Origin of the sequence: Amycolatopsis rhabdoformis, assembly GCF_035918295.1 — a bacterium.
In the GTDB taxonomy this organism is placed as follows: Bacteria; Actinomycetota; Actinomycetes; order Mycobacteriales; family Pseudonocardiaceae; genus Amycolatopsis; species Amycolatopsis rhabdoformis.
Genome location: NZ_CP142149.1, coordinates 1,440,418 through 1,453,346, shown reverse-complemented (window position 1 = coordinate 1,453,346; position 12,929 = coordinate 1,440,418). Strand labels below are relative to the sequence as shown.

Genomic DNA, 12,929 nt, shown 5'->3' with positions numbered 1-12,929 from the left:
AATCGAGGTTACCGGCCGGGAACCGTCGCGCTCCGTGTCGGGCGCACGTGAGCGCGAGGCGCCCGGTGCCCGGCCCTACAATCAAGGCCGGCCGCGCCGCGGCTGTCGGCGAAGGAGGACCGTGCGGGTCACGATCCGGGATGTCGCGCGGCGGGCAGAGGTGTCGGTGGCCACGGTGTCGCGGGCGCTCGGCTCGCCCGACCGCGTCAGCGAGGCCACTCGCGACCGCGTGCTCGCCGTGGTGCAGGAGCTGGGCTATCGGCCGAGCCCGGCGGCGCGCAGCCTGATCACCGGCAAGACCGGCGCGATCGCCATCGTGGTGCCGGATCTGGGGAACCCGTTTTTCACCGGGCTGCTCAAGAGCGTGCAGGCGCGAGCGCGGGAAACCGGCCACGCCGTGCTGGTCGGCGACAGCGACGAGGACCCGGCCACCGAGCAGGAGCTGGTGCGCACGCTGGCCAAGCAGGCCGACGGCCTGCTGCTGTGCTCGCCGGGCATCGACGACGCCACCATCACCGACCTCGCCGGGCTGACCCCGCTCGCGCTGCTCAACCGCCGCGTGGCCGGGATCGGCGCCACGGTGATGGACAGCGCCGGCGGGATGCGCGAGATCGTGGCGCACCTGGCCGCGCTCGGGCACCGGCGCTGCGCCTACCTCAACGGCCCGGCGAGCTCGTGGTCCAACCACGAGCGGCTGCGCGGGCTGCGGCCCGCCGCCGCGCACCACGGCCTGGAGATCGTGGAACTGGGGCCGTTCGCGCCGCGGTACGAAGACGGCGCGCCCGCCGCGGACCAGGCGCTGGCGGCCGGCGTGACCGCGGTGCTCGCCTACAACGACGTGATGGCGCTCGGCGCGCTGGCGCGCCTGCGCGAACGCGGGGTGGACGTGCCGGGTGAGCTGAGCGTGACCGGGTTCGACGACCTCGTGTACGCCGCGGTGTCGGCTCCCCCGCTCACCACCGTGGCCATGCCGCTGGCCGAAGCCGGGCGCCACGCCGTGGATCTGGTGCTGGCGCACGCCTCCGCCGACCCGGCCGGCCGGCTCGTGACGGAACTGCCGACGCGGCTGGTCGTGCGCGCCACCACCGCCCGCGTACCCGGTGGCCTCGGCTGACCATTCCTCCGCACTCGAGGGGAAATACGGGAAAATGTTCGGGACGGATCGGGGAATCGGCCGAATCGCATACTGCGTTCCACTGTGGATCGATGTTACAGTTCCTCACAGGCCACGGAAAACGCGGCCGTCGGATACGTTCGAGGAGGATTCACCCGCCATGGCGCACAAAGTCCTGGTCCAGATGGTGGACGACATCGACGGCGGGGTCGCGCACCAGACCGTGCCCTTCGGTCTCGACGGTGTCCAGTACGAAATCGATCTCTCCGACGAGAACGCCGGAACCCTGCGTGACGAGTTCGCGCGCTACATCGCCGCGTCGCGCCGCACCGGCGGCCGCAAGGTGCGCCAGGGCGCCGGTTCGACCACGCCGACCCCCGAGGATCGCGAACGCTCGCGCAGCATCCGCGCGTGGGCCGCGGACAACGGCTGGAGCATTTCCGAGCGCGGCCGCATTCCCACCGACGTGATCACCGCCTACGAAAACAGCCGCGGCACGAAGTCGCGTTCGCGGGGCGCCCGGGCAAAGGCGAAGGCGTAATACCGATCCGGTTCACCGGGTCGCGCCATTTTCACCGACCGATCGCGCGCCTCGGCGAAAAGGCTCGGGCCCGATCCGAAAACCGCAGATCACCGGCTTCACCCGGTGAACCCACCTCCGCCGCGAGGGCCTTGACAGCCCGTCGCGGCGGTTCGTACGTTCGCCGCGGATCGGCTCGGGCCGAGTGCCGTCGCGGAAGCGGAACAGGGGGTCGCGGATGAGCTTCACCGAGACGTTCGACGTCGTCGCCTACGTGATCGAAGGCCTCGGCGTGACCATCATGGCGATCGGCCTCGTGGTGGTGCTGGTGCGCTACGCCGTGGCCGCGCTGCGCCGAGGCGGCAGCTACGACCAATTGCGCGTGCACCTCGGCCGGGTGATCCTGCTCGGGCTCGAGATCCTCATCATCGGCGACATCATCCGGACCGTGATCGTCGACTCGTCACTGCAGAACGTGGCCGTGCTGGGGCTGATCGTGCTCATCCGGACCGTGCTGAGCTTCGCGCTCGAGGTCGAGATCTCCGGCCGGTGGCCGTGGCAGGCCAAGCGGGGGCCGCGCCCACCCGCCTGACCCGCCCGTCCCCGGTGGTTACGCGGGAACCCACGCCCGGCGGCCGAGGAAGGCCAGCAGCCGCGTGGTCTCGTCGGCGTCTTGCGGTGGTGTGACCTCGGGCCCGAAGAACTCCGGGCGCTGCAACGGAATCGCCCGCATCCGCGCCGCCGTGTCGGTGACCAGCCGCGGATCCAGCGTCACGGCCACGCCCGTCGCGTGGGCGACGTCCCACGAGTGCACGAGCGCGTCGGTCACGAACACCGGCAGCAGCGACGTGAGCGGCCCGGTGCCGAAGCCCTCGATCGTCCTGACCCGCGCCAGCCCTTCGGCGGTCAGCACCGGCGCCGTCTCGTCGCACGCCGTTCGCCACGCCCGCGCCGGGTCACCGGCGCACAGCACCCTCGGCCGGGGCGCGCCGGGCGCGCCCGCCGTCTCCGGGTAGTCCTCGCCGGTGATCCACGTCGCCAGCCGCCGGCGGCCCCACAGCACGTGCCCCACGATGTCGCGCACGGTCCAGGCGGCGCACGGCGACGGCGCGTCCCACCGCTCGGCCGGCACCGCGGCCACCACCGCGCCGAACCCGTCCTGCGCCACGAAGTACTGCTCCAGCAGATCCACACTCGCTCCTTTCACGGACTCCTGTCCCCCACCCGACCACCGGGACCGCGCTCGACAGACAGAATCCCGCCCCCAATGTGCGGCGGCGGGGCTAGCGTGACGGGAATGACCGATTCGACGAGCACCACCAGCGAGAACGCCACCGACCTCGCGGCTCTGACCCGCAACGTCGAGGGCCACGAGGTCGGCGCGAGCGTGTCGATCATCCGCGAGTTCACCGACACCGCCGGCTCCGGACCGCGTCTGCACCGCCACCCCTACCGCGAGACATTCGTGATCCAGCGCGGCCGCGCCCTGTTCACGATCGGCGACACGCAACGCGAAGGCCGGGCCGGCGAGGTCCTGGCCGTGGCGGCCGGCGTCGCGCACAAGTTCGTGGTCCTCGGGCCCGAGCGCTACGAAGCGGTGCACATCCACGAAAACGACCGGTTCGTCACGGAATGGCTGGAATAGGCGCGCTCCGGAACGACGGCGCAACCGAGCTGCTCGCGCGGCCACCCGTTCGCACTCGCACATTTGTCCCGCCGATCGGCGGGCCCGCCGCGAAAATCCCGGAATCACCCGCTGACCTGCGAATCCTTGACCCACCGTCGACGGTCGTTTCCACCTCGCGGAAGCCACACCACCACTCGCCACCGCGTGGTGAAAATCCGGCCGTGCCCGAGGCCCGCCACCAGCGCGGACGAGCCTTGACACACCACTGAGCGGGACTCATCCTCACATCTCTCGTTTCCGTTCGATGGAGGGTGTGATTCCGCATGACGGAGGTGCTGGACCGGCCGGTGGTCGGCGACGACCGCGACCGGCTGTTCGCCGCGGCGCCCGGAGCCGACGTCGACCTGTCGGTGCCGCTCGGCCCGCTCACGCTGGCGAACCCGGTGATGCCGGCGTCCGGGTGCTTCGGCCCCGAGCTCGGCCCGCTGCTGCCGGTACGGGAGCTCGGCGCGGTGGTCACCAAGACGGTGTTCTCCCAGCGCCGCTCCGGCAACCCGTCGCACCGGCTCACCGAGAGCGCGCTCGGCATGCTCAACAGCGTCGGCATCCCCAGCCCCGGCACCACCGCGTTCGTGCACGACGTGCTGCCGCGCTACCGCGAGTTCGGCGTCCCCGTGATCGCCAGCGTCGGCGGCCTCACGGTGGACGAGTACTGGCAGGTCACCGAGGAGCTGGCCGGCGCCGAGTGCGCGGCGCTCGAGGTGAACGTGTCCTGCCCCAACCTCGAACACGGCGGGCTCGCCATCGGCGCCGACCCGGCCGCGGTCGAGGCGGTGGTGGCCGGCGTCGCCGCCCGCACCGCGTTGCCGCTGCTGGTGAAGCTCACCCCCGGCGTGACCGACATCGGCGAGATCGCGCGCGCCGCCGAGCGCGCCGGCGCCACCGCGGTCACGGTGAGCAACACCTTCCCCGCGATGGCCGTCGACGTGCGCACCCGCAAGGCGGTGCTGGGCAACGGCATCGGCGGATTGTCCGGCCCGGCGGTGAAACCACTGGCGCTGCGCCTGGTCTGGCAGGCCGCCACCGCGGTCGACATCCCCGTGATCGGCTGCGGCGGCATCAGCACCGCCCGCGACGTCGTCGAGTTCCTCATCGCGGGCGCCACCGCGGTACAGGTCGGCACGGCGACGTTCACCCGCCCGTACGCGATGGCCGAGATCGTGCGCGACCTCGCCGGCCATTGCGCCGAGCTCGGGGCCGAAGCCGTCCACGAGCTCATCGGCACCCTGCGCACCTGACGTCACCGTCACCATTTCCACCCAAGCCCCCTCATTCCACGAACGCCTCTTGTCCCCCCAACGCCGTGAGGAGTGCTCCACCGATGTCCGACGAAACGCTCGCCGACACCACCCCACCCGAGACCCAGCCGGCCCCGAGCGCGGCCGCCACGCGCTACGCCCGCAAAGCCGTGTTCGCCTCGTCGCTCGGCTACGCCATGGACGGGTTCGACCTGCTGATCCTCGGCTTCGCCCTCTCCGCCATCTCGGGTGACCTCGGCCTCGGCACCGCCCAAGCGGGCTCGCTCGCCACCATCACGCTCATCGGCGCGGTGGTCGGCGGCATCGCGTTCGGTGTCCTGGCCGACCGCATCGGCCGGGTGAAGGTGCTGACCTACTCGGTGATCTTCTTCGCCGTGTTCACCGGCCTCACCGCGATTTCCACCGGCTACTGGGAAATCGCCGTGTTCCGGTTCCTCGCCGGCGTCGGCATCGGCGGCGAGTTCGGCATCGGCATGACGCTGGCGGCCGAGGCCTGGCCCGCGAAGAAGCGGGCGCGGGCCACCTCGCTGGTCGGCCTCGGCTGGCAGGCCGGCGTGCTGCTCGCGGCGCTCGTGTCGGCGCCGGTGCTCACGGCGTGGGGCTGGCGCGGGCTGTTCCTGCTCGGCGCGTTCCCGGCGGTCGTCGCCATCGTGTTCCGTTCGCGGCTGCACGAGCCGGAGCAGTTCACGCGCCACCGCGCGAGCCAGGTCGGCAAGCCGAAGGTACCGCTGAAGCTGCTCGTGGCCGACGCCCGCACCACCCGCGCGACGATCGGCGTCCTCGTGCTCACGTCGGTGCAGAACTTCGGCTACTTCGGCATCATGATCTGGCTGCCCACCTACCTGTCCACGCAGTTCGGCTACAGCCTCACGAAGTCCGGCGTGTGGACGGCCGTGACGGTGGTCGGCATGGGCGTGGGCATCCTGGCCTTCGGCGAGATCGCCGACAAACTGGGGCGGCGCAAGGCGTTCTGGCTCTTCCAGGCCGGCGCGGCCGTGTCGGTGCTGGGCTACAGCCAACTCTCGTCGCCGTGGGCGCTGATGATCGGCGGCGCGATCATGGGCGCGTTCGCCAACGGCATGATCGGCGGCTACGGCGCTCTGATGGCCGAGCTCTACCCCACGGCGATCCGGTCCACCGCGCAGAACGTGCTGTTCAACCTCGGCCGGGCCGTCGGCGGGTTCGCGCCGATCGTGGTCGCCCTCGTCGCCGCCAGCTACGGCTTCGGCTTCGCCATCGGTGTGCTGTCGGTGATCTACCTGCTCGACATGGTCGCGATGATCTTCATCCCCGACCGCCGCGCCGAGCAGCTCGCCTGAGCACCGCCCCGAGCAGAGGAGAACCATGCAGGTCGTCATCCGCGCCTTGTCCGTGCTGCGGGCCCTCGCCACGAAGGGCAAGGGCGCCACGCTGCAGGAGCTGCACGAAGAGCTCGACATCCCCGTGGGCAGCGCGCACCGCGTGCTCACCACGCTGATGGAGGAGAACTTCGTGACCCGCTCCCCCACCAACAAGCGCTACTTCCTCGGCCCGGCCGCGCGTCAGCTCGGCGAACCGGCCCCGCACCGCACGGCCCTGCTGGCCAACCCGCACCAGGCGGTGGTCGACGCCGCCGAGGCGAGCGGCGAGACGGTGTTCCTCACCGAGCTCATCGGCGCCCGCGCGGTGTGCGTGGCGCTGGTGGAGGGCCGCCACCCGCTGCGGCTGTTCGTGCGCATCGGCCAGGAGATGCCGCTGCACGCGGCGGCTTCGAGCCGGTCGCTGCTGGCGTACCTGCCCGAAACCGCGGCCCGGCGCGTGCTGGAAACGCAGCCGCTCGACGCGTTCACCCCCGACACCCCGACCACGGTGGACGAGCTCGTGGAGCACCTCGCGCTGGTGCGGGCCCGCGGTTACGACATCTGCGACGACGAACTCGACCGCGGCGTGTGGGCCGTCTCGGCGCCGGTGTTCACCTCGACCGGCGCGGTGGCGGCCAGCGTGACGCTGGCCGCCGCCGGCACCCGCATGCGCGACGGCGCCGGGCGCGCGCTGGCCACCGACGCCGTGCTCACCGCCGCCCGTGAGCTGTCGGCCGAGCTCGGCTTCGCCGGTGCCGAGCCCACCACCGCCGTGAGCGGACCCGCCCGGAGCGCCCGATGAGCCTCGACGAAGACCTCGCGACCACCGCGGACGTCACCGGTGTTTTCGTGGCCGCGGCGCGCCGGCGGGCCGAACTCGGCGCCGACCTGCGGGCGGTCGGGGCCGGGGCGTTCGCCACGCGGCCCTCGATCCTGCGCCGCGCCGCGGCGGTGCTCGCGCAGGACCTGCCGACGGCCACCGACCGGCTGGTCACCACCGGCGACACCGACGCCGTCGCCCTCACCACGGCGCTGGCGCTGCACACCGGGCTGCCGTTCGCGGTCGTCGCCGGCCAGAACCGGCCCGACCTGCAGCGGGGTGACCGCGTCGCCGTGATCACCCCGGTCGCCGACGACACCGCCGCCGCGCTCGCCGACCGCGTGCGCGCCGGCGGCGCCGAGCCGCTGGGCCCGTTCAGCGTGCTCGACGCCGACGGCACCCCCGCCTTCACCGCCTGATCCTTCGACCCACCGGAGAACCGCCATGACCACTCCCGTGCAGGACGCCGGCGCCGCAGTGCGCAAGCTCGGCGTCAGCCCCGACACCTACGGCCCCACGCTCAACACCCACACCGACCCGGCCGCCACCGAGCTCGTCGGCACCGCGCTGGCGGATTTGCTCACCAGTCACGCCGTGGAGCAGGTCGTGGTGTGGCAGGGCCCGGACGACGCCGTGCTCGCCCACGTGGTCGCCCGCCGGCTCGGCGCCGCGGTGACCCGCGCGTCGGAGCTCGAAGGGGTGGTGGGTTTCTACCCGCCGGTGGCCGCCGGCACCCGCGTCGCACTGCTCGGCGCGGCGTGGGAGCCGGCGCGGCTGCGCACGCTGCTCAACCTGGCCGCAACCGCGCGCGCCGAGGTCGCCGTGGTCGCGGCGGTGGTCGCCACCCCGGCGCTCGCCGACGTGCCGGGTGCGCCGACCGCGGCGCTCCTGCCGGGTGATCCGCGATGACCGCGTCCACAGTGGACAAGTCCGGCCTCCGGCTGCACGCGGACGAGCAGCGGATCGCCCACTGGCTCGACACGTTCGCCGCACTGTCCGAACCGGACTCCGGCCCCGGCGTGACCCGCCTCGCGCACACCCCGCTCGAACGCCGGGCCCACGCCTTGTTCACCGAGCACCTCACGGGCCTCGGCCTGACCGTGCGCACCGACGCCGTGGGCAACACGATCGCCGAACTGCCCGGCACCCGGGAAAGCGCTCCCGCGCTCGGCACCGGTTCACACCTCGACAGCGTGCCGAACGCCGGGGCGTTCGACGGGATCGCCGGCGTGGTCGCCGCCATGGAAACCGCACGGCTCTACACCGACCACGGCGTGCGCCTGAACCACCCGGTGCGGTTCGTGGTGTTCGCCGCCGAGGAAGGCGCGCGTTTCGGCCAGGCCTGCACCGGCAGCCGGGTCGTGGCCGGCCTCACCGCGGCGGCCGATCTGGAAACCAAGGTCGACGCGAACGGCATCAGCCTCGCCGACGCGATGCGCTCGGTCGGGCTCGACCCCGCCGGTGCCGCCGGCGCGCGCTGGGACCCGGCCGACTGGGCGGCGTTCGTCGAGCTGCACATCGAACAGGGCAGCGTGCTCGAGTCGACCGGTCTGCCGCTCGGCGTCGTCGACCTCATCTCCGGCAGCACCCGCTTCCGGCTCGACCTCACCGGCCGCGCGTCGCACACCGGCGGCACGCCGATGCACCAGCGCGCCGACACACTCGCCGCGGCGGCCGAGATCGTGCTGCTCGTGGAGGCGATCGCCACCGACAGCCGCCACCACGGCACGCGCGCCACCGTCGGCCGGCTCGACTCCGCGCCCGGTTCCATCACGACGATCGCCGGGCAGGCGCAGTTGCACGTGGACGTGCGCGACGTCGACAGCGACCGCCAGCGCCAGACCGCGGCCGAGATCATCGAGCGCGCCCACGCCGTCGCCGCGCGCCGCGGGGTCGGGTTCAGCGCCCACGCGCTCGCCGACGCCTCCCCCGTGCTGCTGCCCCGGCGGGTCACCGAGGTCGTGGCCGCCACCTGCGCCGAACTCGGCCACGCCCACCGCGTGCTGCCCAGCGGCGCGAGCCACGACGCCCAGATGGTCAACCACGTCACGCCCGCCGGGATGCTCTTCGTCCCGAGCCGCGACGGCGTGAGCCACAGCCCCGACGAGTGGACCGACGTCGCCGACATCGTCCGCGGCACCGAAGTGCTCGCCCACAGCCTGCTCGCCCTGGACAGCGCTTTCCCGGTCCCGGCAGTCCCCGGCCGGGCCTTCCCCGTCGCAGGATCGGAGGACGCATGACCACCACCGAAACCCGCGCGGTCCGCGACCACGTGACGCCGCTGCCCGCCGGCTCCGACACTCGCCCGGCGCCGACCTGGCACCACGCGGAGATCCTGGAGCACCGCCCGGAAGCCGACCGCTACCAGTACCTGCGGCTGCACGCGCCCACCATCGCGCGCACCGCCGCGGCCGGGCAGTTCGTGATGCTCACCGCGGCGCGCCAGGACGAACGCGGCCCCGTGCTGCCGCGCCCGATGGCGATCTACCGCCGCGATGCCGAAGCGGGCACGATCGAGGTCGTCTACGGCGTGGTCGGCGACGGCACGCGCAAGCTCACCACGTTCGGCGCCGGCGAGACGATGCTCGTCGTCGGCCCGCTCGGCCGCGGGTTCCACGTGCCGGCCGACACCGGGCGCGTGCTGCTGGTCGGGCGCGGCATCGGCACCTGCTCGCTCACCACCGTCGCGGAAGACCTCGCCGGCAGCGCGACGAAACTGGTCGCGGTCGCCAGCGGCCGCACGCCCGAAGCCGTGATCGGCGCCGGGTTCTACCGCGAGTGCGGTGCCGAGCAGGTGATCACCGTGACCGACGCCGAGGCCACCAGCGGGGTGGAGCACCTGCGCGAACTGCTCACGTCCACTTTGGACAGCGAACCGCCGCAGCGGATCCTCACGTGCGGCTCCGATCGGCTCGCGTGGCTGTGCCACGAGCTGGCCGAGCGTTGGGGCGCGGAGGTGCAGGTGTCGCTGGAAGCGCACATGGCATGCGGCCTGGGCTACTGCCACGGCTGCGCCACCGGCACCCGCAGCGGCCCGGTCGAGTCGCCGTTGATCTGCAAGGACGGGCCCGTGTTCCGCCTGGCGGCGACGTCGTGACCGCGCTGAGCGGTGCCCCGCTCGGCGACCTCGTGCTCACCGGCGCGGCACCGTTCGGCGGCGCGCCCGTGGACCTCGTGCTGAGTGCCGGCCGGATCGCGGCCGTGTTCCCGGCCGGCACCGCCGCCGGCCCGAGTCCGGTCGACGGGCGCGGTCTCGTGCTCCTGCCCGCGTTCGTCGACCTCCACACGCACCTGCGCGAGCCGGGCGGAGAAGACGCCGAGACGATCGCCACCGGCACAGCCGCGGCGGCGCACGGCGGCTACTCCGACGTGTTCGCCATGGCCAACTGCTCCCCCGTGACCGACACCCCCGAGCGGGTCCGGCACGTGCTCGACCTCGCCGAGCGCACCGCGTCGTGCCGCGTGCACGCCGTCGGCGCCATCACCGAAGGCCTTGCCGGACAACGCCTCGCGCCGCTGGACGAGCTGGCGGCGGCGGGCGCGCGGATGTTCTCCGACGACGGCCGCTGCGTCGACGACCCCGTGCTGGTCCGCGATGCGCTCGCCGCGGGCCTGCGCACCGGCGCGGTCGTCGCGCAGCACGCGCAGTGCGGCCGGCTGGCCGGTGAGGGCCAGATCAACGCCGGCCCCGCGGCCGAGCGCACCGGCCTGCCGCCGTGGCCCGCCACCGGCGAGGAGACCGTGGTCGCCCGCGACCTCGTGCTGGCCGCCGACGCCGGGGCCGCGCTGCACGTGTGCCACGTGTCCACCGCGCGCACCGTCGCGCTCGTGCGGTGGGCCAAGGAGCAGGGCTGGCCAGTGACCGCGGAGGTCACGCCGCACCACCTGCTGCTCACCGACGCCGAGGCCGCGTCCGAAGACACCCGCTTCAAGGTCAACCCGCCGCTGCGCTCACCCGCGGACGTGCGCGCGCTGCGGGCCGCGCTGATCGACGGCACGATCGACGCCGTCGCCACCGACCACGCCCCGCACACCGCCGCGGCGAAGGCCGCCGACTGGTGCGGCGCGCCGTTCGGCATGACCGGCCTGGAGACCGCGCTGGCCGTGGTCGCCGAGGTGCTGCACACCGCCCGCGGCGTCGACTGGGCTCTGCTGGCCCAGCGGATGTCCCAGGCCCCGGCCCGGATCGGCGGCATCTCCGCCATCGCCGGCCGGCCGATCGCCGTCGGTGAACCGGCCACGTTCACGCTCGTCGACCCGCTGGCGCGCTGGACCGTGGACCCGGCCGACACCGCCGGCCGCTCGCACAACACCCCCTTCGGGGGCCTGAGCTTCACCCACCGGCCCGTCGCGACCGTCGTCGACGGGCACGTCACCGCCGACCGCGGCGGACTCTTCCCCGGGAGCACCCGATGACCACCCGCACCGAACGCGATCTGCTCGGCGAGCTCGCCGTGCCCGCCGACGCGTACTACGGCGTGCACACGCGCCGCGCCATGGCCAACTTCCCGATCAGCGGCCTGCCGCTGGCCACCCATCCCGAGCTCGTGGTCGCGCTGGCGCAGGTGAAGCGCGCGGCCGCGTTGGCCAACCACGACGTCGGGCTCCTGCCTTCGGGCAAGGCCGCCGCGATCGTCGCCGCCTGCGAAGAGATCGCCGGCGGCGCGCTGCACGAACAGTTCACCGTGGACGTGATCCAGGGCGGGGCCGGCACGTCGTCGAACATGAACGTGAACGAGGTGGTGGCGAACCGCGCGCTGGAGCTGCTCGGGCGCCCGCGCGGCGACTACGCCCACGTGCACCCGATCGACGACGTGAACCTCGGCCAGTCGACCAACGACGTCTACCCCACCGCGGTGAAGCTCGCCGTGCACGCGGCCGCGACCGAACTGCTCGACGCGATGGCCGAGCTGCGCACCGCGTTGCACGCCAAGGGCCGCGAGTTCGCCGAGGTGGTGAAGATCGGGCGCACGCAGCTGCAGGACGCGGTGCCGATGACGCTGGGCCAGGAGTTCACCGCGTTCGCCGTGACCCTCGGCGAAGACGAGCTGCGGCTGGCCGAGGCGCTCACGCTGCTCAACGAGATCAACCTCGGCGGCACCGCGATCGGCACCGGCCTCAACGCCCACCCCGACTACGCGCGCCTGGCCTGCGCGCACCTCGCGCGGCTTACCGGGCAGCCGCTCGTGACCGCTTCCGACCTCGTGGAGGCCACCGCCGACGTCGGCGTGTTCGTGCAGCTCTCGGGCGTGCTCAAGCGCGTCGCGGTGAAACTCTCCAAGACCTGCAACGACCTTCGTCTGCTGTCCTCGGGCCCACAGGCCGGGTTCAACGAGATCCGGCTGCCGAAGGCGCAGGCCGGATCGAGCATCATGCCGGGCAAGGTCAACCCGGTGATCCCCGAGGTGGTGAACCAGATCGCGTTCGAGGTGATCGGCAACGACACCACCGTGACGCTCGCCGCCGAGGCCGGGCAGCTGCAGCTCAACGCGTTCGAGCCGATCATCGCGCACTCGCTGCTGAAGTCGCTGCGCCACCTCACCACCGGCGCGCGCACGCTGGCGCGCCGGTGCATCACCGGCATCACCGCGAACACCGACTACCTGAGCCGGCAGGTCCGCGAGTCCATCGGGCTCGTCACCGCGCTGAACCCCGTGATCGGCTACGAAGCGGCCAGCGCACTGGCGAAGCGGGCGGCGGCCACCGGCCGGTCGATCCACGAGCTCGTGGTCGACGACGGCCTGCTCACCGCCGAACAGCTCGACACGCTGCTGGGCCTGCCGACCGGCGCCGCGCGCTGACACCGTCGCGACCGCCTTCGTTTACCCCACGTTTACCTGGGTGTACTGCAATGAAACCTCCATCGGGTGACACGTGGAGGCCGCATGAGCACGCAGACCCTCGGAGCCCCTGCGCCCGAAGAGGCCGACCCGCACTTCGGGTACCTGGAGGAACGTCTGACCCGCGACTTCGCGAGCGCCGGCGCCGCGTCCGTGCACGAACTGGTGGAGCGGGAACGGGCTCGCTTCAGCGAAGCGCCCATCCAGGCGTTCGTGCCGATCCTCGTCGAGCGGGCCGTGCGGGCCACGCTGGCGGCCGCGCCCGACTGAACCCGGCGCCGCTGAAAATTCAGCGGGCGGCACTGTCCACCACTGTCCACTGTGCACTGACCGTGCGGAGCGGCGGCCG

At 73.0% G+C, this 12,929-nt stretch carries 15 protein-coding genes; 14 read left to right on the top strand and 1 reads right to left on the bottom strand.

The features are described 5' to 3' along the window. The first annotated feature begins 121 nt into the window (after nt 1-121). The 3 genes from VSH64_RS06730 (at nt 122) to VSH64_RS06720 (ending at nt 2,226) form a co-directional block, all read left to right on the top strand. Nucleotides 122-1,114 (top strand): LacI family DNA-binding transcriptional regulator, encoded by a 993-nt coding sequence (locus VSH64_RS06730; protein ID WP_326834608.1) that lies wholly within the window; start codon nt 122-124, stop codon nt 1,112-1,114. A gap of 160 nt (nt 1,115-1,274) precedes the next feature. After that, nucleotides 1,275-1,655, top strand: coding sequence for a histone-like nucleoid-structuring protein Lsr2 (locus VSH64_RS06725; protein WP_326834607.1), 381 nt, complete (start codon nt 1,275-1,277; stop codon nt 1,653-1,655). A 217-nt stretch (nt 1,656-1,872) separates the two neighbouring features. After that, nucleotides 1,873-2,226, top strand: a complete 354-nt coding sequence (locus tag VSH64_RS06720) for a DUF1622 domain-containing protein (RefSeq protein WP_326834606.1) — start codon at nt 1,873-1,875, stop codon at nt 2,224-2,226. Nucleotides 2,227-2,244: 18 nt separating this feature from the next. Here the strand turns inward: VSH64_RS06720 and VSH64_RS06715 are convergent, their stop codons facing one another. Continuing rightward, complete coding sequence (locus tag VSH64_RS06715; RefSeq protein ID WP_326834605.1) at nt 2,245-2,826, bottom strand: TIGR03086 family metal-binding protein; 582 nt, start codon at nt 2,824-2,826, stop codon at nt 2,245-2,247. Nucleotides 2,827-2,931: 105 nt separating this feature from the next. Between VSH64_RS06715 and VSH64_RS06710 the strand changes: the two genes are divergently transcribed. From VSH64_RS06710 to VSH64_RS06660, 11 genes are all read left to right on the top strand, one after another. Then, nucleotides 2,932-3,279, top strand: a complete 348-nt coding sequence (locus tag VSH64_RS06710; RefSeq protein WP_326834604.1) for a cupin domain-containing protein — start codon at nt 2,932-2,934, stop codon at nt 3,277-3,279. Between the two features lie 305 nt (nt 3,280-3,584). Continuing rightward, entirely contained in the window at nt 3,585-4,559 is a 975-nt protein-coding gene (locus tag VSH64_RS06705; protein ID WP_326834603.1) for a dihydroorotate dehydrogenase, read from the top strand. Between the two features lie 83 nt (nt 4,560-4,642). Continuing rightward, complete coding sequence (locus VSH64_RS06700) at nt 4,643-5,899, top strand: MFS transporter (RefSeq protein ID WP_326834602.1); 1,257 nt, start codon at nt 4,643-4,645, stop codon at nt 5,897-5,899. 25 nt (nt 5,900-5,924) lie between these two features. Continuing rightward, nucleotides 5,925-6,722, top strand: coding sequence for an IclR family transcriptional regulator (locus tag VSH64_RS06695; protein WP_326834601.1), 798 nt, complete (start codon nt 5,925-5,927; stop codon nt 6,720-6,722). Next, nucleotides 6,719-7,159, top strand: coding sequence for a type I phosphoribosyltransferase (locus VSH64_RS06690; protein ID WP_326834600.1), 441 nt, complete (start codon nt 6,719-6,721; stop codon nt 7,157-7,159). Before VSH64_RS06695 ends, VSH64_RS06690 begins: the two co-directional genes overlap by 4 nt. A gap of 25 nt (nt 7,160-7,184) precedes the next feature. Further along, on the top strand, nt 7,185-7,649 hold the full coding sequence (locus tag VSH64_RS06685; protein WP_326834599.1) for a hypothetical protein: 465 nt from the start codon (nt 7,185-7,187) through the stop codon (nt 7,647-7,649). After that, nucleotides 7,646-8,980, top strand: a complete 1,335-nt coding sequence (locus VSH64_RS06680; protein ID WP_326834598.1) for a Zn-dependent hydrolase — start codon at nt 7,646-7,648, stop codon at nt 8,978-8,980. Before VSH64_RS06685 ends, VSH64_RS06680 begins: the two co-directional genes overlap by 4 nt. After that, nucleotides 8,977-9,837, top strand: coding sequence for an iron-sulfur cluster-binding protein (locus tag VSH64_RS06675; RefSeq protein WP_326834597.1), 861 nt, complete (start codon nt 8,977-8,979; stop codon nt 9,835-9,837). The genes VSH64_RS06680 and VSH64_RS06675 overlap by 4 nt, the downstream gene beginning before the upstream one ends. Continuing rightward, the gene (locus VSH64_RS06670; protein ID WP_326834596.1) at nt 9,834-11,156 is read left to right on the top strand and encodes a dihydroorotase; all 1,323 of its coding nucleotides are present in this window, start codon (nt 9,834-9,836) and stop codon (nt 11,154-11,156) included. The genes VSH64_RS06675 and VSH64_RS06670 overlap by 4 nt, the downstream gene beginning before the upstream one ends. After that, the gene (locus VSH64_RS06665; protein WP_326834595.1) at nt 11,153-12,541 is read left to right on the top strand and encodes an aspartate ammonia-lyase; all 1,389 of its coding nucleotides are present in this window, start codon (nt 11,153-11,155) and stop codon (nt 12,539-12,541) included. The genes VSH64_RS06670 and VSH64_RS06665 overlap by 4 nt, the downstream gene beginning before the upstream one ends. 84 nt (nt 12,542-12,625) lie before the next feature. Further along, a complete protein-coding gene (locus VSH64_RS06660; RefSeq protein ID WP_326834594.1) occupies nt 12,626-12,850 on the top strand; it encodes a three-helix bundle dimerization domain-containing protein in 225 nt (74 codons plus the stop codon). Nucleotides 12,851-12,929 lie beyond the last annotated feature (79 nt).